Source organism: Micromonospora sp. NPDC048868, assembly GCF_043198195.1.
Taxonomy (GTDB): Bacteria; Actinomycetota; Actinomycetes; order Mycobacteriales; family Micromonosporaceae; genus Micromonospora; species Micromonospora reichwaldensis.
In genome coordinates this window covers 185,090-206,982 of sequence record NZ_JBICUN010000008.1, presented here as the reverse complement: position 1 = coordinate 206,982, position 21,893 = coordinate 185,090, and the positions used below count along the sequence as shown (strand labels likewise).

22 protein-coding genes are annotated in these 21,893 nt (G+C 73.7%); 17 read left to right on the top strand and 5 right to left on the bottom strand.

Features of this window, described 5'->3' with window-relative positions; genetic code table 11:
• Nucleotides 1-76 precede the first annotated feature (76 nt).
• The gene (locus ACGFNF_RS15675; protein ID WP_132237455.1) at nucleotides 77-649 is read left to right on the top strand and encodes a hypothetical protein; all 573 of its coding nucleotides are present in this window, start codon (nucleotides 77-79) and stop codon (nucleotides 647-649) included.
• Nucleotides 650-731: 82 nt separating this feature from the next.
• Here the strand turns inward: ACGFNF_RS15675 and ACGFNF_RS15670 are convergent, their stop codons facing one another.
• Nucleotides 732-1,028, bottom strand: coding sequence for a ferredoxin (locus tag ACGFNF_RS15670; protein WP_357580197.1), 297 nt, complete (start codon nucleotides 1,026-1,028; stop codon nucleotides 732-734).
• Nucleotides 1,029-1,205: 177 nt separating this feature from the next.
• On the opposite strand from ACGFNF_RS15670, the gene arc reads away from it, so the two are divergent.
• The 9 genes from arc (at nucleotide 1,206) to ACGFNF_RS15625 (ending at nucleotide 10,082) form a co-directional block, all read left to right on the top strand.
• Entirely contained in the window at nucleotides 1,206-2,987 is a 1,782-nt protein-coding gene (gene arc, locus ACGFNF_RS15665) for a proteasome ATPase (RefSeq protein ID WP_121398236.1), read from the top strand.
• 166 nt (nucleotides 2,988-3,153) lie between these two features.
• Nucleotides 3,154-4,671 (top strand): depupylase/deamidase Dop, encoded by a 1,518-nt coding sequence (gene dop, locus ACGFNF_RS15660; protein WP_151455852.1) that lies wholly within the window; start codon nucleotides 3,154-3,156, stop codon nucleotides 4,669-4,671.
• A gap of 104 nt (nucleotides 4,672-4,775) precedes the next feature.
• Nucleotides 4,776-4,991: a ubiquitin-like protein Pup gene (locus tag ACGFNF_RS15655; protein WP_088993750.1), complete on the top strand. Its 216-nt coding sequence runs from the start codon at nucleotides 4,776-4,778 to the stop codon at nucleotides 4,989-4,991.
• 6 nt (nucleotides 4,992-4,997) lie between these two features.
• Nucleotides 4,998-5,666, top strand: coding sequence for an endonuclease domain-containing protein (locus ACGFNF_RS15650; RefSeq protein WP_393168454.1), 669 nt, complete (start codon nucleotides 4,998-5,000; stop codon nucleotides 5,664-5,666).
• Nucleotides 5,585-6,424, top strand: coding sequence for a proteasome subunit beta (gene prcB / locus ACGFNF_RS15645; RefSeq protein WP_192581475.1), 840 nt, complete (start codon nucleotides 5,585-5,587; stop codon nucleotides 6,422-6,424). Before ACGFNF_RS15650 ends, prcB begins: the two co-directional genes overlap by 82 nt.
• 61 nt (nucleotides 6,425-6,485) lie before the next feature.
• The gene (gene prcA, locus ACGFNF_RS15640) at nucleotides 6,486-7,307 is read left to right on the top strand and encodes a proteasome subunit alpha (RefSeq protein WP_393168451.1); all 822 of its coding nucleotides are present in this window, start codon (nucleotides 6,486-6,488) and stop codon (nucleotides 7,305-7,307) included.
• Between the two features lie 435 nt (nucleotides 7,308-7,742).
• Nucleotides 7,743-9,101 (top strand): Pup--protein ligase, encoded by a 1,359-nt coding sequence (pafA, locus tag ACGFNF_RS15635; RefSeq protein WP_151455849.1) that lies wholly within the window; start codon nucleotides 7,743-7,745, stop codon nucleotides 9,099-9,101.
• A 70-nt stretch (nucleotides 9,102-9,171) separates the two neighbouring features.
• The gene (locus tag ACGFNF_RS15630) at nucleotides 9,172-9,357 is read left to right on the top strand and encodes a hypothetical protein (protein WP_311412756.1); all 186 of its coding nucleotides are present in this window, start codon (nucleotides 9,172-9,174) and stop codon (nucleotides 9,355-9,357) included.
• Between the two features lie 176 nt (nucleotides 9,358-9,533).
• Nucleotides 9,534-10,082 (top strand): carboxymuconolactone decarboxylase family protein, encoded by a 549-nt coding sequence (locus tag ACGFNF_RS15625; protein WP_132237469.1) that lies wholly within the window; start codon nucleotides 9,534-9,536, stop codon nucleotides 10,080-10,082.
• 87 nt (nucleotides 10,083-10,169) lie between these two features.
• On the opposite strand, the gene ACGFNF_RS15620 is transcribed toward ACGFNF_RS15625, so the two are convergent.
• Together ACGFNF_RS15620 and ACGFNF_RS15615 are read right to left on the bottom strand one after the other, a co-directional pair.
• Nucleotides 10,170-11,255, bottom strand: a complete 1,086-nt coding sequence (locus tag ACGFNF_RS15620) for a DUF3866 family protein (RefSeq protein WP_327028279.1) — start codon at nucleotides 11,253-11,255, stop codon at nucleotides 10,170-10,172.
• A 63-nt stretch (nucleotides 11,256-11,318) separates the two neighbouring features.
• Complete coding sequence (locus ACGFNF_RS15615) at nucleotides 11,319-12,275, bottom strand: cation diffusion facilitator family transporter (protein WP_393168448.1); 957 nt, start codon at nucleotides 12,273-12,275, stop codon at nucleotides 11,319-11,321.
• 126 nt (nucleotides 12,276-12,401) lie between these two features.
• Here ACGFNF_RS15615 and ACGFNF_RS15610 point away from each other — a divergent pair, with 126 nt between their 5' ends.
• The 7 genes from ACGFNF_RS15610 (at nucleotide 12,402) to ACGFNF_RS15580 (ending at nucleotide 18,277) form a co-directional block, all read left to right on the top strand.
• The gene (locus ACGFNF_RS15610; protein WP_151455844.1) at nucleotides 12,402-13,400 is read left to right on the top strand and encodes a YafY family protein; all 999 of its coding nucleotides are present in this window, start codon (nucleotides 12,402-12,404) and stop codon (nucleotides 13,398-13,400) included.
• On the top strand, nucleotides 13,397-14,461 hold the full coding sequence (locus ACGFNF_RS15605; protein ID WP_393168446.1) for a helix-turn-helix transcriptional regulator: 1,065 nt from the start codon (nucleotides 13,397-13,399) through the stop codon (nucleotides 14,459-14,461). The genes ACGFNF_RS15610 and ACGFNF_RS15605 overlap by 4 nt, the downstream gene beginning before the upstream one ends.
• A gap of 10 nt (nucleotides 14,462-14,471) precedes the next feature.
• Nucleotides 14,472-14,720 carry a hypothetical protein gene (locus ACGFNF_RS15600; RefSeq protein WP_393168444.1) on the top strand — a complete coding sequence of 83 codons (249 nt, stop codon included), beginning with the start codon at nucleotides 14,472-14,474 and terminating at the stop codon, nucleotides 14,718-14,720.
• Nucleotides 14,721-14,927: 207 nt separating this feature from the next.
• On the top strand, nucleotides 14,928-15,254 hold the full coding sequence (gene tatA / locus ACGFNF_RS15595) for a Sec-independent protein translocase subunit TatA (RefSeq protein ID WP_121398247.1): 327 nt from the start codon (nucleotides 14,928-14,930) through the stop codon (nucleotides 15,252-15,254).
• An 18-nt stretch (nucleotides 15,255-15,272) separates the two neighbouring features.
• Nucleotides 15,273-16,223, top strand: coding sequence for a twin-arginine translocase subunit TatC (gene tatC, locus ACGFNF_RS15590; protein WP_151455841.1), 951 nt, complete (start codon nucleotides 15,273-15,275; stop codon nucleotides 16,221-16,223).
• A gap of 678 nt (nucleotides 16,224-16,901) precedes the next feature.
• Nucleotides 16,902-17,507 carry a response regulator transcription factor gene (locus ACGFNF_RS15585; protein ID WP_225852331.1) on the top strand — a complete coding sequence of 202 codons (606 nt, stop codon included), beginning with the start codon at nucleotides 16,902-16,904 and terminating at the stop codon, nucleotides 17,505-17,507.
• A 191-nt stretch (nucleotides 17,508-17,698) separates the two neighbouring features.
• The gene (locus ACGFNF_RS15580; protein ID WP_151455839.1) at nucleotides 17,699-18,277 is read left to right on the top strand and encodes a response regulator transcription factor; all 579 of its coding nucleotides are present in this window, start codon (nucleotides 17,699-17,701) and stop codon (nucleotides 18,275-18,277) included.
• 24 nt (nucleotides 18,278-18,301) lie between these two features.
• Here the strand turns inward: ACGFNF_RS15580 and ACGFNF_RS15575 are convergent, their stop codons facing one another.
• Both ACGFNF_RS15575 and ACGFNF_RS15570 read right to left on the bottom strand, forming a co-directional pair.
• The gene (locus ACGFNF_RS15575; protein WP_393168441.1) at nucleotides 18,302-20,140 is read right to left on the bottom strand and encodes an ATP-binding cassette domain-containing protein; all 1,839 of its coding nucleotides are present in this window, start codon (nucleotides 20,138-20,140) and stop codon (nucleotides 18,302-18,304) included.
• Nucleotides 20,140-21,867 (bottom strand): ABC transporter ATP-binding protein, encoded by a 1,728-nt coding sequence (locus ACGFNF_RS15570; RefSeq protein ID WP_327028283.1) that lies wholly within the window; start codon nucleotides 21,865-21,867, stop codon nucleotides 20,140-20,142. The genes ACGFNF_RS15575 and ACGFNF_RS15570 overlap by 1 nt, the downstream gene beginning before the upstream one ends.
• Nucleotides 21,868-21,893 lie beyond the last annotated feature (26 nt).

Sequence of the window (21,893 nt, the reverse complement as noted above, 5' to 3'; positions counted from 1 at the left end):
CAGCGGGGCGACGAGGAGTGAACGGACGGATCCCGCCCGTCGGCGCGTGCCGGCGGGCCGGGCACGGGGAGGTGGCATGAGCCGGCCCGGCTTCGGCGGGGGTGACCTGCCGGCGGTGTTTCCGGACTGGTCGCCCTACCAGGACCTCGAATCGGCGGCCCGGGCGTACCTGCGCGACCCCGACGTCGCGCTCGAGGCGCTCGGTGGGGTGCTGCGCGGCGCTTCGGTGCTCGGCTTCACCCTGGAACGCTTCGTCAACGAGGTCAACGGGGTGTGGCAGGAGGTCGTGGTCTGCGACGGCAGCCGCCTCGTCCTCTGGCACGGCGAGGACGTGCCGCCGGAGGACGGGCCGCCCGGCTCGATGACCTCGTCGTTGCGGGTGGTGCCGGTCTCCACGGTGACCGAGGTCGGTTGCCGGCGCCGGCTCACCCGTGCCGAGGACGGCGGGATCCGGGTCGACAGCATCGACGTCTACCTGCTGCTCACCTCGCTGGACGAGGCGCCGCCCAGCGACGAGGCGGTGGGCGCGCCCCGGCACGACGCGCTGCGCTTCGGCAAGACCCTCGACGACGGCGGCGCCGGACAGATCGCCCGCCTGGAGGAGTTCGCCCGCCTGGTCGCCTCGGTGGTCGGCCGCCCGATGCTCTGAGCCGTACGCCCGGGTGGCCCGCGCAGGCGGGGTCCCCGGACGTCTCGATCCTCCCGCGCCACGGCGCGGGAGGGCCGGGCCGTCAGTCCTCCTCGGCCTCCGGGCCGGCCACCTCGACGCCGTCGCTGCCGCGCACCACGTGGATGCACTCGCCCGGGCACTCCTTCGCCGAGTCGATCACCTCGAGGCGCAGGTGCTCCGGTACGCCGACCCGGCTGCCCGGCGCCATCCGCAGCTCGCCGTCGGGGCCCTTGACGTACGCCAGCCCGTCGACGTCGAACTCGAAGACCTCGGGCGCGTACTGCACGCAGAGCCCGTCGCCCGTGCAGAGATCCTGGTCAACCCAGACCTGCAACTCGTCCGTCACGACCTGCGCCACGGCGCACCCCCCATGTTCTCCCGTCCCACGCCCCGACGGTACCCGAACGCCCGTACCGGCCCCCCGGGCCACCCTTCGCGATCAAGGTTCGGTGACGAGCGCGTTGCGTGGGACCGAATCGGCCTCATAGCGGCTAGTGTTAGGGCAGAACGTTCAAGCCCCCCGGGGAGGTGGGACGTGGCACGCAGCGACGACGCGGACTCGCGCGCCGCACGGTGGGAGAAGGAGGCCCACGATCTCTCCACGCAGGTCGCGTTCCTTCAAGAGGAACTCGCTCTGGTGCGGCGCAAGTTGACCGAAAGCCCCCGACACGTCCGGCAGCTCGAAGAGCGGCTGGCGGCCACCCAGGCACAGTTGGCGCGGCTGACCGAGAACAACGACCGGCTCGTGAGCACCCTCAAGGAGGCTCGCGCGCAGATCGTGACGCTCAAGGAGGAGATCGACCGCCTCGCGCAACCGCCGAGTGGTTACGGCGTCTTCCTTGCGCGGCACGACGACGGCACGGTGGACGTCTTCACCGGCGGACGCAAGCTCCGTGTCGCCGTCTCGCCCTCGCTGGACGTCGCCGAGCTGCGGCGCGGCCAGGAGGTCCTGCTCAACGACGCACTCAACATCGTCGACGCGTTCGGTTTCGAGCGGGTCGGCGAGGTGGCGATGCTCAAGGAGATCCTCGCGGGTCCCGACGGCAGCCCGGGCGACCGGGCCCTGGTGGTCTCGCACTCCGACGAGGAGCGCATCGTGCACCTCGCCGACACCCTGATCGGTTCGCCGATCCGGGCCGGCGACTCGCTCATGATCGAGCCCCGCTCGGCGTACGCGTACGAGCGGATCCCGAAGAGCGAGGTCGAGGAACTGGTCCTGGAGGAGGTGCCCGACGTCGACTACACCGACATCGGTGGCCTCCACTCGCAGATCGAGCAGATCCGCGACGCGGTGGAACTGCCCTTCCTGCACGCTGACCTGTTCCGCGAGCACCAGCTCCGCCCGCCGAAGGGCATCCTGCTCTACGGCCCGCCCGGCTGCGGCAAGACGCTGATCGCCAAGGCGGTGGCCAACTCGCTCGCGAAGAAGATCGCCGAGCGGGAGGGCAAGGAGAAGCACACCAGCTTCTTCCTCAACATCAAGGGCCCGGAGCTGCTCAACAAGTACGTCGGCGAGACCGAGCGGCACATCCGGCTGATCTTCCAGCGGGCCCGCGAGAAGGCCGGCGAGGGCACCCCGGTGATCGTGTTCTTCGACGAGATGGACTCGATCTTCCGGACCCGTGGCTCCGGCGTCTCCTCCGACGTGGAGAACACAATCGTCCCGCAGCTGCTCAGCGAGATCGACGGCGTGGAGGGGCTGGAGAACGTCATCGTCATCGGCGCCTCCAACCGGGAGGACATGATCGACCCGGCGATCCTCCGGCCGGGCCGACTCGACGTCAAGATCAAGATCGAGCGGCCGGACGCCGAGGCGGCCAAGGACATCTTCTCCAAGTACATCCTCTCCGGGCTGCCGCTGCACCCGGACGACCTGGCCGAGCACGGCGGCGACCCCCAGGCCACCGTCGCGGCGATGATCGACGCGGTCGTGCTGCGGATGTACTCGGAGACCGAGGAGAACCGCTTCCTCGAGGTCACCTACGCCAACGGCGACAAGGAAGTCCTCTACTTCAAGGACTTCAACTCCGGCGCGATGATCCAGAACATCGTCGACCGGGGCAAGAAGATGGCCATCAAGGAGTTCCTCACCTCCGGACGCAAGGGCCTGCGCCTGCAGCACCTCCTCGACGCCTGCGTCGACGAGTTCCGGGAGAACGAGGACCTGCCCAACACCACCAACCCCGACGACTGGGCCCGGATCTCCGGCAAGAAGGGCGAGCGGATCGTCTACATCCGCACGCTCGTCTCCGGCGGCAAGGGCGCGGAGGCCGGCCGGTCCATCGAGACCGCCAGCAACACCGGCCAGTACCTCTGACGGACACCCGCACGGGGCCCGTGGCGCGACGCGTCACGGGCCCCGTCCCGTCCGTGCCCGCCTCTCGGCCCCCGCCGCCCCGGTCCGCCGCGCCCCCATCCGCCGCGCGGCCGACTACGCTCGACGTGACGGGGGACCGGGTCGGGCGAGCGAAGCGGGTAGGTCGATGAGCGTAAGACGGATCATGGGCACCGAGGTCGAGTACGGCATCTCCGTTCCCGGCCAGGCCGGGGCCAACCCCATGGTCACCTCCTCCCAGGTGGTCAACGCCTACGGGGCGCGCCCGGAACTCAACCGGGGCGGCCGCGCCCGCTGGGACTACGAGGAGGAGTCGCCGCTGCGGGACGCGCGCGGCTTCACCTACTCCGGTGCCGCGTACGACCCGGCCGAGGCGCTCGCCGACGAGGACCTCGGGCTGGCCAACGTGATACTCACCAACGGCGCACGGCTCTACGTCGACCACGCCCACCCGGAATACTCCACACCAGAGGTGACCAACCCGCTGGACGTGGTGCGCTGGGACAAGGCGGGGGAGCGGGTGATGGCCGAGGCGGCCCGCCGCGCCGCCACCATCCCCGGCACCCAGCCGATCCACCTCTACAAGAACAACACCGACAACAAGGGCGCCAGCTACGGCTCGCACGAGAACTACCTGATGCGCCGGCAGACGCCGTTCGCCGACATCGTCGCGTACCTGACGCCGTTCTTCGTGACCCGGCAGATCGTCTGCGGCGCCGGCCGGGTCGGCATCGGCCAGGACGGCGGCCAGAGCGGCTTCCAGATCTCCCAGCGTGCGGACTTCTTCGAGGTCGAGGTCGGCCTGGAGACCACCCTCAAGCGGCCGATCATCAACACCCGCGACGAGCCGCACGCCGACGCGGACAAGTACCGCCGGCTGCACGTCATCATCGGCGACGCGAACCTGTCGGAGATCTCCACCTACCTCAAGGTCGGCACCACGGCGCTGATCCTCACGATGATCGAGGAGAAGGCGCTCGGCCCCGACCTCGGCATCGCCGACCCGGTCAGCGAGCTGCGCGCGGTCAGCCACGACCCGTCCCTGACGCACCGGATGCGGCTGCGCGACGGGCGGCGGCTGACGGCCCTGGACCTTCAGTGGGCCTACTACGAGCGGGTCCGGTCCTTCGTGGACGACCGCTACGGCACCGACGCCGACGAGCAGACCCTCGACGTGCTCGCCCGCTGGGAGCGCGTGCTGGACAGGCTGGGCCGTGACGTCATGCTCTGCGCCGACGAGCTGGACTGGGTGGCCAAGCTGCGGCTGCTGGAGGGCTACCGGGAGCGCGAGCAGCTCGGCTGGGGCTCGCACAAGCTGCAACTGGTCGACCTCCAGTACTCCGATGTCCGCCCGGAGAAGGGCCTCTACCACCGGCTGGTCTCCCGGGGCGCGATGAAGACGCTGCTCGACGACGAGCAGACGCGTACGGCGATGACCGAACCGCCGGAGGACACCCGGGCCTACTTCCGCGGCCGCTGCCTGGCCCAGTACGCCTCCGAGGTCGTCGCGGCCAGCTGGGACTCGGTCATCTTCGACGTCGGCCGGGAGTCGCTGGTGCGGGTGCCGATGATGGAGCCGGAGCGCGGCACCCGCAAGCACGTGGGGGCGCTCTTCGACCGCTGTGCGAGCGCCAAGGATCTGCTGGAGACCCTCACCGGCGGCTGACCGGGGCGACGATTGCCCGTCGGGTGCCGAACGCGGCGCGCGGCGGGCTTTTCGTCGCCTCCGCGAGGTAAGTTGATCGCAGGGCGATCGTGGAGGAGGCAGCAATGGCCACTCGTGACAGCGGCGGGCAGTCGCAGTCGGGCAAGTCGCGTCAGGGCGAGGAGATCGAGGACGTCACCACGGAGGCGAACCCGGAGGTCGCCGAGCGGCACGCCGAGATCACCGAGGACGTCGACGACCTGCTCGACGAGATCGACTCCGTCCTCGAGGAGAACGCCGAGGAGTTCGTGCGCGGATATGTCCAGAAAGGGGGGGAGTGATACTATATGCCCGATTCGCCTCAAGCGTCGGGCAAAGTATGCCCCCAGTGTGACCGATTACTGCCCGCCGCCGAGTTCCACCGCAACCGGCGACGGGCGGACGGGCTCGCCTACTACTGCAAGTCATGTGCGGCGGCTCGCTCGACGGCGAGCCGCCGCAGGCGTGGCATCGGGCCGCAGAAGCGGTCGGCCACCCCGGTCGGCGAAGGGCTCAAGTGGTGCCCGGACTGCGACCAGGTCAAGCCGGTTGACGAGTTCCCACGCACCACCAAGAGCAGCGGTCGGCACAGCTACTGCAAGCCCTGCCACAACGCGCGTGGCAGGGAGACCGTTCAGCGCCTGTACGGCGGCACGCGCGAGTACCACCTGCGGCGGCGCTACGGCATCGGTGAGAAGGAGTTCCAGGAGCTCTTGGCCGAGCAGGGCGGGGTGTGCGCGATCTGTGGCACACCGGATCCCCAACATGTCGACCACGATCATCGCACCGGGTGGGTGCGCGGGATATTGTGCTTCAACTGCAACGGTGGCCTTGGCCAGTTCCGTGACGATCGGTCGCGGCTGGCCGGGGCGATCACATATCTGAGAGGAACCACGTGGCAGCGGGTTTTGATCCATCCGGGCGTCTACCAGATGTGTTCACCAACGCGGGGACGTCCTCCTTCACCTCGTTCCTGAGCAAGGTGGCCCCCGAGATGTTGCCCGGCCGCCGGCCGCTGCCGCCGGGTATGGCCGCCGACATGGCGCCGCACGCGACCACCATCGTGGCCATCTCGGCCGCCGGCGGTGTCGTGATGGCCGGCGACCGGCGGGCCACCATGGGCAACCTGATCGCCCAGCGCGACATCGAGAAGGTCCACCCGGCCGACGCGTACTCCCTGGTCGGCATCGCCGGCACGGCGGGGATCGGCATCGAGCTGATGCGACTGTTCCAGGTGGAGCTGGAGCACTACGAGAAGATCGAGGGCGCGATGCTCTCGCTCGACGGCAAGGCCAACCGGCTCGCCTCCATGATCCGTGGCAACCTGGGCGCCGCGATGCAGGGCCTCGCGGTGATCCCGCTCTTCGCCGGCTACGACCTGGCCGCGAAGGACCCGGCGCGGGCCGGCCGCATCTTCAGCTTCGACGTCACCGGCGGCCCCTACGAGGAGACCGGCTACGACGCGATCGGCTCCGGCTCGCTCTTCGCCCGGTCGGCGCTGAAGAAGCGCTTCCAGCCGGGGCTCTCCATCGACGAGGCGGTCCGGCTCGCGGTCGAGGCACTCTACGACGCGGCCGACGACGACACCGCGACCGGCGGCCCGGACCTGATCCGGCGGATCTACCCGGTGGTGATGACGGCGACGGCGGAGGGCACCCACCGGCTCACCGACGAGGAGATGTCGGCGATCGCCGAGAGCGTGGTCTCCGGCCGGATGGAGAACCCGGGCGGTTGATCCGCTCCCGCCCGTACCAGTCAGCAGCCGTCAGCACAGCGCCCTAAGGAGAACCGCCGCCGTGGCCATGCAGTTCTACGCCTCGCCCGAGCAGATCATGCGCGACCGCTCCGAGCTGGCCCGCAAGGGCATCGCCCGGGGCCGCAGCGCGGTGGTCCTGAGCTACGAGGGCGGGGTGCTCTTCGTCGCCGAGAACCTCTCCAGCGCCCTGCACAAGGTCAGTGAGATCTACGACCGGATCGGCTTCGCCGCCGTCGGCCGCTACAACGAGTTCGAGAATCTGCGCCGCGCCGGCGTGCGGATGGCCGACCTGAACGGCCTCAGCTACGACCGGCGTGACGTCACCGGCCGGGCCCTGGCGAACGCCTTCGCGCAGACCCTGGGTGCCATCTTCACCGAGCAGTCGAAGCCGTTCGAGGTGGAGATCTGCGTGGCCGAGGTCGGCACCACCGCCGAGGACGACGAGCTCTACCGGCTCACCTACGACGGATCCGTCAACGACGAACCGGGCCGGATGGCGATGGGCGGGCAGGCCGAGGCCATCACCGGCGTGCTGAAGTCCCACCACCGTCCGGACATGTCGCTGGGCGAGGCGGTCAAGGTCGCGGTGCAGGCCCTGAGCAGCGTCGGGGGAGAGGGCGGCGCCGCCCGGACCATCGCCGCCAACCAGTTGGAGGTGGCGGTCCTGGACCGCCGCCGGGTGGGGCGGACGTTCCGCCGGATCACCGGGGCCGCGTTGACCGCGCTGCTCGACGGCGACAAGGCCGAGGAGCCGGTGTCGGCCCGCCCGGAGACGCCGACCTCGCCGACCGAGGAGGCGAAGAAGCCCACCACGTCGGCCGGCTCAGCGGACCTGGAGGGCCGGGACACCCCCGAGGTGTAGCGGGCGCGTCCCAGGCGGGCGGTCGGCGTGGACACGCCCGACCGCCCAGCCCGGGGCCCGGTGTGGCGCGCGGGTCGAGTGCGGCCCGCGCGCCGTCGTGCAACCCCACCGCGCCCGCCGCCCGCTACTCCCGGCCGTCACAAGGTCGCCCGCCGTTCTCGGGCGTCTCAGGGGCCTTCCGGAGGCCGCCGTACGGGACCCGCCCGCCCGTCGCGGATGCGTGGCGCGGAACGTCCAACCGGGACGCCCAGCGCCGAAGGGCGGCGTCGGCGTCGCACCGCACCCGGCCGGCCGGCGTACGGTCGAGCGGCCGTGGCCGCCGCGCGCTCGCCGGGACCGGCGCTGCTGTGCCCGGGGTCGACCGTCACCGATCCCGTGTGAGACCGGCACGGTGTGCGCTGCCCATCTGGGGCCTCGGGCGGCTAATGTCTCATCATGGAGCGGCGAATCTTCGGCCTCGAGACCGAGTACGGCGTCACCTGCACCTACCGCGGGCAGCGGCGGCTGTCCCCTGACGAGGTCGCCCGGTACCTCTTCCGCCGGGTGGTGTCGTGGGGCCGTTCGAGCAACGTTTTCCTGCGCAACGGCGCCCGGCTCTACCTGGACGTCGGCTCGCACCCGGAGTACGCCACCCCGGAGTGCGACTCGGTGGTGGACCTGGTCGCGCACGACCGGGCCGGCGAGCGGATCCTGGAGGGTCTGCTCGTCGACGCGGAGAAGCGGCTGCACGACGAGGGCATCGCGGGCGAGATCTACCTGTTCAAGAACAACACCGACTCGGCCGGCAACTCGTACGGCTGCCACGAGAACTACCTGGTGTCGCGGCACGGGGAGTTCGGCCGGCTGGCCGACGTGCTGATTCCGTTCCTGGTCACCCGGCAGTTGATCTGCGGGGCGGGCAAGGTGCTGCAGACGCCGCGTGGGGCGGTCTACTGCCTCTCGCAGCGGGCCGAGCACATCTGGGAGGGCGTCTCGTCGGCGACGACCCGGAGCCGGCCGATCATCAACACCCGCGACGAGCCGCACGCGGACGCGGAGCGCTACCGCCGGCTGCACGTCATCGTCGGCGACTCCAACATGAACGAGGTCACCACGCTGCTGAAGGTCGGCACCGCCGACATCGTGCTGCGGATGATCGAGGCCGGGGTGGTGATGCGTGACCTCACGCTGGAGAACCCGATCCGGGCCATCCGCGAGGTGTCGCACGACATCACCGGGCGTCGGAAGGTGCGGCTCTCCTCCGGCAAGGAGGTCAGCGCGCTGGAGATCCAGCAGGAATACCTGGCCAAGGCGACCGAGTTCGTGGAGCGGCGCGGCGGCGACCAGACCGCGAAGCGGGTGGTGGAGCTGTGGGGCCGGGTGCTGAGCGCGGTGGAGACCGGCGACCTGGAACCGGTGTCCCGGGAGATCGACTGGGTGACCAAGCTGCGGTTGATCGAGCGCTACCAGCGCAAGCACGACCTGCCGCTGTCGCACCCGCGGGTGGCCCAGATGGACCTGGCCTACCACGACCTGCGCCGGGGCCGGGGCCTCTACGGGCTGCTGGAGCGGCGCGGCGAGGTGGACCGGGTGGCGACCGATCCGGAGATCTTCGAGGCCAAGGAGACCCCGCCGCAGACGACCCGGGCCCGGCTGCGCGGGGAGTTCATCCGGCACGCCCAGGAGAAGCGGCGCGACTTCACCGTCGACTGGGTGCACCTCAAGCTCAACGACCAGGCTCAGCGCACGGTGCTCTGCAAGGACCCGTTCCGGGCGTACGACGAGCGGGTGGAACGGCTGATCGCCAGCATGTGACGGCGGCGGGCCGGCCCGGTGCGGTGGCGATCACCGTCCGGGCCGGCCGGGCCGGTAGGCTGACCGCGCCATGACGACTTCCGAACCCCCCGAGCGCGGCCACCAGCGACAGAACTGGGCCGAGCGCCGCCGCGAGAAGATCCGCGCCGAGATCGAGCGCAACCGGCGCGGCGAGTACACGGTGCCCACCTGGGTGCTGGCGCTCGCGCTGGTGCTGATCGTGGGCGCCTGGCTCGCCCTCATCTTCCTGGTCTGACCCGGCCGGCAGCGCGGACGGGCACCACGGGCCGGGGCCGACGCGGCACCCCGGCCGGGGCGACGCCGCATTCTGGAAGTTGTGCCGTCCCGGCTGAGCTGGAACCGTCGTGCCCGTTCGGCATTGTCGGTGACGGGCCACGCGCGCTGCGTGGTCGCGGCAGGGAGGGTGACCGTATGGCACACATCGACCTCGGCCTCGACGAGCGGGAGCATCCGGGCATCAACGGCCCGCTGCGGTTCCGTCCCGAAACGGCCAAGCCGCTCGGCGAGCTGGCGGAGGCGCTGCTGCGCGCTCCGCACCCCACGCTGACGGCGGGGGAGCGGGAGCTGATCGCGGCGTACGTGTCGGGGCTCAACGAGTGCAATTTCTGCTGTGCCTCGCACTCGGCCTTCGCGGCGGCGCAGCTGCCCTCGGGCATGCGGCTGGTGGAGCAGGTCCGTGCCGATCCGGCGGCCGCCGAGGTCAGCGAGAAGCTGCGGGCGTTGCTGGACATCGCCGGTGCCGTGCAGCGCAGTGGCCGGGAGGTGACGGCGGACCTGGTCAAGGTCGCCCGGGGCGCCGGCGCGACGGATCTGGAGATCCACGACACGGTCCTGATCGCGGCGGCGTTCTGCATGTTCAACCGGTACGTGGACGGGCTGGGCACGCTGGCCCCGGAGGACCCGGCCGTGTACGAGATGGCCGCCGAGCGCATCGTGCGGTACGGCTACGGGGCGAGCTGACCGACCACCACCGGGTCCCGGCACCTGCCCCTCGGGGGCGGGCATCCGTCGCACCCGCAGGCGCCAGGGCCCGGTGGTGGCCGCGGGTCAGGACAGCAGGCGCGCGGCGTGCCGGCCGGCCGCGGCGGCGGCCAGGAAGTAGGCGTGGTCGGCGTCGAGGCCGCGACCCATGGTGGACAGCGTCACCGGGGTGTCCCGCAGCGCGGCGTCCAGCCCGTCGGTCGGGACCCGGACGACGGTGTGCCGCGCCGTGAGGGGCGCCAGCGCCGCATCGACCTCGCCGGCCAGCGCCGGGGCCAGGCCGTCGGGCACGACCAGCTCGGCGGGGGCTAGGGCCACCCGGCCGTACGCGGTGAGGCTGTGGTGCGACACGCCCCGGTGGCGGGGCCGGGGGTCGGCGTCGGAGATCCGCAGCGACCCGATCGGGCGCCCGCCCAGCGTGGCGACGGCGTTGACGGCTTCCCCGACGGCCACCCCGGAGAAGCCCCACCGGGTGCCGGTGCCCAGGTTGCCCGGTCCCTGGGCGACGATCGCCACGTCGGCGCGCAGCACGTGCCGGGCGGCCAGCAACCCGCTGTGCACGGTGCTCGCCTCCAGGTCCCCGCCGAACGCCTGGCCGACGGTGACCGTGCCGACGAGGTGGTCGCCCAGCGCGGCGAGGGTGCGGGAGAACCAGGCCGGCAGCGCCCCACCGTCGGTCAGCAGGTACGCGACCCGGGCGGCGGGGGCGTCGGCGTGGATGCCGGCCAGGACGGCCGGCAGCGCGGAGTGCAGGTCGGCGGTGACGACGGGCAGGCCGGCCAGGTCGTCGGCGGCCTCCATGACCTCCCGGTGCGGGGACGCCTCCTCGTCCACACCGAGCAGGATCGGTTGCAGCGGGGTGTAGCGGGCCTTGACGAGGTGGCCGGCGTCGCGGCTGTCGAGGGCCTGCGGCGGGTCCGGGGGCAGCCGGTCGGGCAGCGCCACGACCAGGGCGTATCCGCCGGTGCCGAGGCCCATCAGCAGCGCGCCGGCGTTGAGCAGCACCCGGTCGCCGGGCTCGGGCCGCCCGACGAGCGCGGGGTAGGCCAGGGCGCGTACGGTGCCGCCGTCGGGCAGCTCGACGTCCAGTTCCACCGCCCCGGTCCACTGCCGCCGCAGCGCCGTCACCGTTCCCGACCGCCATCGCACCATGCCCGGCACGCTAGCGTCGCCGCCCGCAGCGGGCGCGCCCGGGGCGGTTCGGCCGGTCGGCGGTCAGCCGCCGGGGCCGTCGGGTTCCGGGGCGTCGCCGGTGCGGGTGGGGTCGAGGAAGACGTACCGGATCTGTGGGTGGCGGGCGGTGAGCCGCCGCTCGGCCTGGTCGGCGGCGTCCTCGATGGTCGCGCCGCTCGCGTCGTCGTCGAAGTCCACCTTCGCGGCGACCAGGACGTCGCTCGGGCCGAGCTGCATCGTCAGCAGCGTGTCGATGCGCCGCACGGCGGGCAGGCCGGTCAGTTCCTCGGTGATCTCGCCGCGCAGTCGTTCCGGTACCGATCGGCCGACCAGCAGCGAGATGTTGCTGTGCGCCAGGACGGCGGCCACCACGAGCAACAGCACGCCGATCAGGACGGAGGCGGCGCCGTCCCAGAACTCGTCGCCGGTGAGCTGGGACAGGGCCACCCCGGCGGCGGCCAGCAGCAGCCCGATCAGGGCGGCGCTGTCCTCCAGGAACACCGCCTTCAGGGGGGTGTCGGAGGTCAGGTGCAGGAACCGGCGCGGCGTGGTGCGCCAGCGCCGGGACTCGGCGCGGACCTGGTGCACGGCGCGGGCCAGCGAGACCGACTCGATGGCGAACGACACCGCCAGCACCATGTAGGTGACCAGGTACTCGCCGCTGTGCTTGTGCACCAGGATGGTGGTGACGCCGTGGGTGATCGCGAATCCGGCGCCGGCGACGAACGTGAACAGCGCCGCGAGGAACGCCCAGACGTAGCTCTCCTTGCCGTACCCGAACGGGTGCCGGGCGTCGGCGGGCCGCGCCCCGCGGCGCAACGCGAGGTACAGCAGCACCTCGGTGGTGGTGTCGGCGACGGAGTGCACGGCCTCGGAGAGCATCGCCGCCGACCCGGAGATCACCCCGGCGATGAGCTTGGCCACCGCGATGGCGAGGTTGGCGGCCCCTGCCACCACGACGGTGGCGACGCTCTCGGTCCTGACCTCCGGCTGGGCCACCACGTCACTGTAGGGTCGTCGGTGGCCGGCCGCCCGGCGACCGGGGAACCGGCCGGGCGCGACGCCGGGCACGTCCTGCCCGCGTGGGTGCACGGGCGCGGCGGGTGGGCTGCTAGCGTCTACCGCGTGTCGCGGACCCGCACCGAACGCCTGGTCAACCTGGTTATCTGCCTGCTGTCCACGCGGCGGTTCCTGACCGCCGCGCAGATCGCCGCGACCGTGCCCGGCTACGAGCACGATCCGGACGACGCGCGTGACCACGAGGCCTTCCAGCGCAAGTTCGAGCGGGACAAGGCCGAGCTGCGCGAGCTGGGCGTGCCGCTGGAGACCGGGACGGCGAGCGTCTTCGACGCGGAGCCCGGCTACCGGATCGCCCACCGGGAGTACGCGCTGCCCGACATCCCCCTCGAACCGGACGAGGCCGCCGCGGTCGGCATCGCCGCCCGGCTGTGGCAGCACGCGGGCCTGGCCGCCGCCGCCTCCTCCGGGCTGGCGAAGCTGCGCGCCGCCGGCGTCGACGTGGACCCGCAGGCCACGCTGGGCCTGGAGCCGATGGTCACGGTGGACCCGGCGTTCGCGCCGCTCACCGCCGCGGCCCGGGACCGGCGCGAGGTCAGCTTCGACTACCGGGTGCCCGACCGCGACGACTCGACCCGCCGCCGCCTCCAGCCGTGGGGCGTGGTCTGCTGGCGGGGCCGCTGGTACGTGGTCGGGCACGACCTCGACCGCGAGGCGACCCGCTGCTTCCGGCTGTCCCGGGTGGTCGGCACGGTCCGGGCGACCGGCGCTCCCGGAGGTTACGAGCCGCCGGCCGGGGTCGACCTGATCAGCCACGTGGCCCGCTGGTCGGGGCCGGCGGAGCGCACCGGGCGGGCCACCGTGCTGGTCGCCGCCGGACGGGCCGCCGGGCTGCGCCGTTGGGCCGTCGACGTCACCGCCTGCCCGGAGGGCGACCGGCTCGTCCTGCCCTACGCCGACGCGGACGTCCTCGCGGGCCAGCTCGTCGGCTACGGCCCGGACGTGCGGGTGCTCGATCCGCCGGAGGTGCGCGACGCGGTGATCCAACGGCTCAAGGAGATCGCCGCCCGGCACGACGACCTCGCGGTCGCCGGGGGTGTCCGGTGACCCGGCCGGCCGCCCGGGGCGGCTCCCGCGCGTCGGCCGACCGGCTGGCCCGGCTGCTGAACCTGGTGCCCTACCTGCTGGCCCGGCCCGGCATCGAGCTCGCCGAGGCGGCCGGGGACCTGGGCGTCACCGAGCGGCAGCTGCGCGAGGACCTGGAGCTGCTGTGGGTGTGCGGGTTGCCCGGTTACGGCCCCGGTGACCTGATCGACATGGCCTTCGACGGCGACCGGGTGACGATCACCTACGACGCCGGCATCGACCGGCCGCTGCGGCTCACCCCGGACGAGGCCCTCGCGTTGGTGGTGGCGCTGCGGATGCTCGCCGAGACGCCCGGGGTGACCAACCGGGAGGCCGTCGAGCGGGCCCTCGCGAAGATCGAGAATGCTGCCGGCGACCTGGTGGCGGCGCCGGTCGAGGTCCGGCTGCCCGCCGACACCCGGCGGGTGGCGGAGCTGCGGACGGCCGTCGAGAGCGGCCGGGCGCTGCGCATCACCTACTACACGGCCGCGCGGGACGAGACCACCGACCGCGTCGTCGACCCGCTGCGGATGCTGATGGTCGGCGGGCGGGCCTACGTGGAGGCGTGGTGCCGCCGGGCGGAGGCGGTGCGGCTGTTCCGGGCCGACCGCATCGACGCCGTCGCCGAGTTGGAGGAGCGGGCGGTCGTGCCGCCGCAGGCCCGCCCGCACGACCTCACCGAGGGCGTGTTCCGCCCGTCGCCGGACCTGCCGCTGATCACCCTGCGGATCGGTCGGGGCGAGCGGTGGCTGACCGAGTACTACCCGTGCGAGCGGGTCGAGGCCGGCGGCGGCGACCAGTGGCTGGTGTCGCTGCGGGTCACCGACCTGGGCTGGGCCCGCCGGTTCGTGCTGGGCCTGGGCCCGGACGTGGCGGTGGTCGCCCCGGTCGAGCTGGCCGAGCAGGTGCGTGCCGCGGCGGTCGCCGCCCTCGACGCGTACGCGTCGCCGGTGCCGGCCGCGTCACCCGCGCCCGTCGGCGGGTCGGACCCGGCGCGGGCGGTCTCCCCGGCCGACCCGGCGGTCACCGCGGGCACGCAGTAGGCTGGCCGCCGTGGTGAAGTGGATCGTGCTCGCGGTGGTGCTGTTCGCGCTCGTCGTGTTTGTCCTGGCCCTGCGGCCGGTGCTGGCGCGGCTGCCCCGGCTGCGTCGCGCGGCCGTTGCCCTGCAACGCCGGGCGACCGAGGCGGAGGCGCTGCGGGAGACCGCCGAGACCCTCCAGGCGCGGGCGGAGGCTCTCCAGGAGCAGCTCGACACCACCCAGCGGCGGCTGGCCGTGATCAAGGCGAAACGCGGCGGCTGATCGATCGGTGCCCGGTTCCTGCGCGAACCGCTCCGGTTCACGCAGGAACGATCCTGCGGCAGATGGTTGACGGGACGTCCCGCGTTGGTCAAGACTTCACCGGCCGGGACGAATCACCACCACCCGGCGGGTGGCAGCGGCCGTCGACGGACGTACGATGGGCTGCGGTACACCCCTCACGACGACACAGAGCGACTGGAGCTTCCCATGGGTGCCCTCAAGCCGTGGCACATCGCCGTACTCGTGGTCGTGCTGATCCTGCTCTTCGGCGCGAAGCGGCTCCCTGACGCGGCCCGTTCGCTGGGCCGTTCGCTGCGGATCATCAAGGCTGAGACCAAGAGCCTGCACGACGACGACCGCGACCTCGCCGAGAAGGCCGACGCGCAGTCCGGCTACCAGCCGCTTCCCCCGCAGACCGTCCAGGGTCAGCCGTACGCGCCGCCGCCCGCCGGGCAGCAGCCGCACGTCGCCCCGCAGCAGCAGCCGTACGCACCCCCGGTCAACGACCCGGTGCAGCGCGTCCGCGACAACTGACCGAAGGGCCCGAGACCCGTGGCCTTCGCCCTCAAGAAGCGCGGCCCGAGCAACTTCGAACGGGCCGCCGACGGCTCGATGACGCTCATCGAGCACATCCGCGAGCTGCGCAACCGGCTGTTCCGCGCCTCACTGGCTATCGCGTTCGGCCTGATCATCGGCTTCCTGCTCGCCCAGCCGGCGTTCGACCTGCTCAAGCAGCCGTACTGCCGGCTTCCCGGCATGATCGTCGACGGTGAGTGCCAGAACTTCCTGCAGCTCGCACCGACCGACGGCTTCGTCCTCAAGCTGAAGCTGGCGCTCTGGATCGGGTTGATCATCGGAGCGCCGGTCTGGCTCTACCAGCTCTGGGCGTTCATCGCGCCGGGCCTGCACCGGCACGAGCGCAAGTGGGCGTACGTCTTCGTGGCGATCGCGGCGCCCCTGTTCGCCGCTGGCGCGGTGCTGGCCTTCTTCGTGGTGGACAAGGGCCTGGCCTTCCTGCTGGAGGCCGGCGTCACCGGCACCGACTCGCAGCTCGAGGTGACCCGCTACATCTCGTTCGTCACCAACATGATCCTGCTCTTCGGGGTCGCGTTCGAGTTCCCCCTCACCCTGCTGATGCTCAACTTCACCGGGGTGGTGAGCGCCCGCCGGCTGCTCAGCTGGTGGCGGGCCGTGGTCTTCATCTGCTTCGCGTTCGCGGCCATCGCCACACCCGACCCCGGGCCGTTCGGCATGACCCTGCTGGCGCTCTGCCTGTCGCTGCTCTACTTCGTCGCGGTCGGGGTGGCGTTCCTCAACGACAAGCGCAGGGGACGCGGCAAGGAGGTCTACGCGGGCGTCGGCGACGACGAGGTGTCGCCGCTGGAGTTCGACCCCGAGCCGGTGGAGGCCGGGCAGCGGGTGGACGCCAGCGCGCCGATCACGGCCCCCGAGCCGGTCGCCGCGCCGGCGCCGATCGAGCGCCGCTACGACGACATGACCTGACCGGCCGGTCGTCCCCGACGACGAACGGACACAAGCCCTCCTTTACCGGGGGGCTTGTTCCGTTGCCGCCCCGGTGCGTACGGCACCACGGGCGGGCTCTCTAACGCACGGCGCGTCAGCCGTCAGCACCCAGTCGGCAATCCGTCACGAGGCATCCACGAGCTGCAATCGGGTAAGCAGATCTTTACGATGTGTCGACGTGTCCGACGAGGGAGGTCGCTGTCCAGTGCGTCGCCCGACGTTTGGTCGTCCACCCGTCCCCGGGCCGGAGGCCGCCTCCCCGCTGCGGCGGCCGAGGGTGCCCGTCGCCCGGCTCGTCGTGCGGCGGGGAGCCGCCGTCCCGGCCGCCACGCACGGCCGCGCCCCGGCGCCGCCCGGGCACCACGCCGTCCCGGCCCTTCCGGCGGGAGCCGACGGCGGGCCGCCTCCCGCGCCGTCCGCCCCGGGTGACCGGTCCCCCGGGGTGAGTGCCCGTCCCGGCTGAGTCCCGGCGGGCCCGCCCGCGCGCTCGTCCGGTCCCTCCGGCCGTTCCGCGCCGCGTCGGGCCACCCGGATGCCCCTGACCGTCGGTCGTCGTTGTCGCGCTTGATGATCCAGTCGTTCCGTCCGGCCGGCCTGCGTAGTCCCGTCAACGGGACCGCCCGCCGCCCCCGCACCCCCCAAGATCGGAGCTACCCGTTGATCCGCGTCGTCGTTGTCGAGGAGATGGGCCTGCTACGCACCGCGCTGTGCGCGGCACTGTCGAGCGAGGAGGAAATCGAGGTCGTCGCCGAGGTGACCGGGGTGGCGGAGCTGCCCGCCCTGGTGCGCCGGCTCCGGCCGGACGTGGTGCTGGTGGACCTGGCGCCGGACGCCCCGCATCCGGTCGAGGTCGTCGCCGAGATCACCGGGGCGATGCCCGACACCGCCGTGCTGGCCATGGGCCGCCGGTGGAGCCAGCGGATCGTCGGGGACCTGCTGGCCGCCGGCGTACGGGGCCTGGTGGGCAAGGACGCGTCCCTGGAGGCGCTCGTCGACGCCGTCCGGGAGCTCGCCGCCGGGGGGAAGGTCATCGACGCCGCCGCCGCCGTGACGGCGCTGCGCCCCGCGTCGAGCCCGCTGACGCGCCGGGAGGTGGAGGTGCTGCGGGTGGCTGCGGAGGGCCTGCCGCTGAAGGAGATCGCCCGCCGGCTCTACCTGGCGCACGGGACCGTACGCAACCACCTGTCGGCGATCATGCGCAAGACCGGTGCCCGCAACCGGATGGAGGCGGTGTGGCGCGCCCGCCGCGACGGCTGGATGTAGCGGGCCGGCCCCGCCCGCCCGGGCCGGGGCGGGCCAGCGCGGTCCCGCCCCTCGTCCGGCCTGGACGGTGGCGGGTCGCCCGCCGGATACGGCCTGGACAGTGGCGGGTCGCCCGCCGAGCGGAATCTGGCGGGACGTGTTTGAATTCTGACGGTCCGTGATCTGTCTGACGACGCTCCGGAGGGTCAACGGTGATCCGTACCCTGCTCGCTCTCGACGGCGCCCTGGTCCGTGGCGCCCTGTCGCTCGTGCTCGCCGCCGAGGCGGACATCAGCGTGGTGGCGGAACTGGACCGGGGCGACGCCCTGCCACCGGCGGTCCGGACGCAGCGTCCCGACGTGGCGGTCGTGGACCTCGACCTCATCGGCGACACGGGCGTGGCGGGGCACTGCCCGTTGCTGGTGCTCGCCGACCGTCGCCGGGCGCGCAGCCTGCACCGGGTCTTCGTGCCGGGGCGCACGGTCGGGATCCTCGGCGCCGACGTCTCCCCGCACCGGGTGCTGGACGGCATTCGGCGGCTGGCCCGCCGCGAGTCGGTGGTCGACGCCGACCTGGTGATGGCGGCACTGAGCCGGGACAGCCCGCTCACCTCGCGGGAGACGGAGATCCTCGACCTGACCGCGGCCGGGGCGCCGGTCGTGGAGGTCGCCCGGGCGCTCGGGCTCGCCCCGGGAACCGTGCGCAACCACCTCGGCCGGATCGCCCGCAAGGCGGGCGCGCGCACGAGGGTGGAGGCGGTGCGGGTCGCCCGCGAGGCCGGCTGGATCTGACGACGGGCGCCGGCCCCGGGACCGTCAGGGCCGGCCGAGCGGCACGCGGTCCGGCGGCGTCACGTCCTCCCAGTGCCCGACCAGCTCGCGGTAGGTGGTCGAGCGGGTCAGCAGGTCGTCGTGGCTGCCGACGAGCGGCCGGTCGCCGTCGAACACCAGCACCCGCCGGGCCCGGGTCGCCGAGCTGATCCGGTGCGCGATGACCACCAGGGTGCCGCCCCGGCGGGCGAAGGCGTGCTCGACGGTCGCCTCCAGGGTCGGGTCCAGGTGACACGTCGCCTCGTCGAGGATCACCAGCGGTGCCGGGGCGAGGTAGGCCCGGACCGCCGCGACGAGCTGACGCTCCCCGGCGGAGAGGGCGGCGGGGTCCAGTTCGGCGTCCAGGCCACCGAGGCGGGCCACCAGGGGACCGGCGCCGAGGGTGCGCACGGCGGCCAGGACCGTCGCGTCGTCGGCGTCGGCGTGCAGGTAGCGGAGGTTGTCGCCGACGGAACCGGTGCGCACGTACGCCTCCTGCGGCACCAGCACCCGCAGCCGGGCCAGCGCCTCCGGCGGTGTGCCGTCAACGGGTACGCCGGCCAGGTGGACCGTGCCCGACTCCGGTGACGCCAGCCCTGCGACCAGCGCGGCCAGGGTGGACTTGCCGGCGCCGCTCGGCCCCACCACAGCCAGATGGTCGCCGGCCGCCACCGTCAGGGTGAGGTCCGCCAGGACGGGGCGGGCGTGCGGGCCGTACCGGAAGGTCAGCCCCCGAAGCGCGACCGCCGGCGGGTCGCCGACGGCGGCGGCCCACGGCGCCGGGCCGGCGGCGGCCGGTGAAGGACCGGCCGGGACGGCGGCGACCGGGGGCGACGGGACGGCGGCGGGGCGGGACGGCGGGGCGGTGGGCGGCGGGAGGTCCGGCCCCGGGGGCGGGCTGGTGCGCAGGATGCGGCCCAGGGTGACGGCGTAGCGCAGGCCGCCGCCACCGACGCCCTGCACGACCGCGTGCAGGGCGGGTTGCAGCCCGGTGGTGACGTAGACCAGCGCGCCCAGCACGGCGCCGGCGCTCAGCCCCTGCCGGACCAGCCACGGCGCGGCCAGCACCAGCACCACCACGGGCAGCCAGCCGCCCATGCCGAGGCTGAGGCTGCGCAGCGCCGCCATCCGGGCCAGCGTCCGCTCCGCGTCGGCCTGCGCCGTGACCCGCCGGTCCACGTCGGACACCACGCGCTCCTGCGCGCCGCAGGCGACGACGTCGCGGTGCCCGGCCAGCGCCGACGCCGCCGAGCGGCCGAGCCGCTCGCCGGCGGTCACCTGGGCCCGCTGGTGCGCCACCATGGCCGGCAGCGACGCCCCGAACACGGCCAGCCCCACCACCAGCGGGGCCGCCACCGCACCGGCCAGCGGCGGGGCCAGGGCGAGCAGGCCGAGCAGCGCCGCCCCGGCGGTGAACAGGAACCCGCGGACCACCAGCAGCAGCCCGCCGAAGGTGTCCCGGACCACCTCGACCTGGTGGGTCAGCCGGGCCACGGTGGCGCTGTCCGCCCGGCCGCCGGCGCGGGTGGCGTCGTGCAGGGCCCCCCGCACCACCCGGGCGGCCAACTCGTCGCGGAACGGTTCCACCACGGCCCCGAGGCTGCGGTACACCTGCCCGGTGGCCGCCGCGCCCACCAGCACGGCCGCGGCGAGCCCGGCCAGCCAGGCCAGGCCGGTGCCGAACTCACCGGCCAGGAAACCCCGGTCGACGGCGCGGGCCACGAACACCCCGCCCAGCAGCGCCGGCAGGGCCTCCACCGCCGACCAGGCAGCCAGCCGGCCCAGGGCCCGCCGGCGGGCCCGCAGTGCCGCCCAGGTGCTGCGACGTACGCCGGGGCCGCTCATCAGGCGTCTCCGCCGGGCGTGAAGACCGACCGGTAGGCCGGGTCGGCCCAGAGCTGCCGGTGCGGCGCCACGGCCCGCAGCCGCCCGCCGTCGAGCCACGCCACCAGGTCGGCCGCCGCCGCCGTCGTCGCGCGGTGGGTCACCACGAGTCGGGTACGCCCGCCGGCGCCGGCCGCCACCGCCCGGGCGATCCGGTGTTCGGTCGCGGTGTCCAGGCTGGACGTGGCGTCGTCGAGGACGAGCAGCCGCTCGGCGGGGAACGCGCGGGCCAGCCCGAGGCGCTGCGCCTCGCCGCCGGAGAGCGGCGCGTCCGTCAACCGGGTGCGGAAGCCCTCGGGCAGCCGGGCGACGACGTCGGCGACCTGCGCCGCCCGCGCCGCGGCCAGCACCGCCGGGGTGGCCGGGGCGGTTCCGGCGGGCGGTCGTGCCGAGCCGGCGGGCAGCCCGAGCCCGATCGCGTCGTGCACCGTCTCGCCGACCAGCACGGGCCGGTCGAAGGCGTGGCCGACGGCCCGGCGCAGCGCGGACGGGTCGAGCCGGCGCAGCGGCACCCCGTCCAGCAGCACCTCGCCGGTCTCCGGGTCGTGCAGGCGGCCGGCCACCGCGGCGAGGGTCGACTTGCCGGCGCCGGAGCGGCCGACGACGGCCACCGTGGCGCCCGCCGGGACGGTCAGGTCGATCCCGTCGAGGACCACCCGCCCGTCCTCGGTGCGTACGCCCACCCCGCGCAGCCGCAGTTCCCCCCGACCGGGCGGCAGCGGCTCGGTGCCGTCGGGGCGTACCGGGTGGGCCAGCGGCTCGGCGATCCGGCCGGCCGCCGCGCGGGCGCGGACGAGGCGGTTCAGGGTGGCCAGCACCGCGCCCAGTCCGGCGCCGAGGGCCGCGTACTGCACGGCGGCGACGAGTTGGCCGGGCGAGAGCCAGCCGACGGTCAGCGCGTACCCGCCGACGGCCACGACGGCCACCTGGAGCAGCGGCCCCACGGCGGCGGTGCGGGCGCTCGCCCTGGCCAGCAGCCGCCAGCTGAGCAGTCCGTACCCGCGCAGTTCCGGCAGGGCCGCGAGCACCCGGTCGCGTTCCCGGTCGACGGTCGCGGCGGCGGCGATGGTGCGGGCGCCGCCGAGGGCCTCCAGCAGGCGCCCGGCGATGTTCCCCAGCACCCGCTGGTAGCCGGCGACGGCGGCGGAGGCGTCGGTGACGAAGGCGCGCATGAGCAGCGTGAGCAGGGCCAGCCCGCCGAGGAGGGTGACGCCGAGCAGCGGTTCGAGCAGGGTGAGCGCCACGACGCTGCCGACCGGGGGGAGCAGCGCGACGACGCCGAGCACCACGGCGGTGCCGGCCTGCCCGGCCTCGGCGGCCTGCCCGACGAGCCGACCGACCAGGTCGCCCACCGGGTGGCGGCGGACGGTGCGTACGTCGCAGGCGAACAGGTGCCGCAGCAGGCGCCGGCGCAGCCGTGCCGTGGCCCGGGCCGCGCCGTACCCGCTGGCCACGTCGGCGAGGATGTCGGTGACCATGAGGACGGCGATCAGGCCGCAGGCGGCGGCCGGCCACCGCACGCCGCCGTCGCCGCCGACGGCGGAGTCGACCGCGAGCCCGAGCGCGGCGGGCAGGGCGAGTTCGGCCACGGCGCCGGTGAGCGCGACCGCGCCGAGCAGGACCGTCCACCCGCCGCCGTCGCGGACCACCCGCCGCAGCAGCCGGTCGGAGCCGGTCGGCGTCCCCATGGCTTCTCCCGCGAAAGACGTGCGGC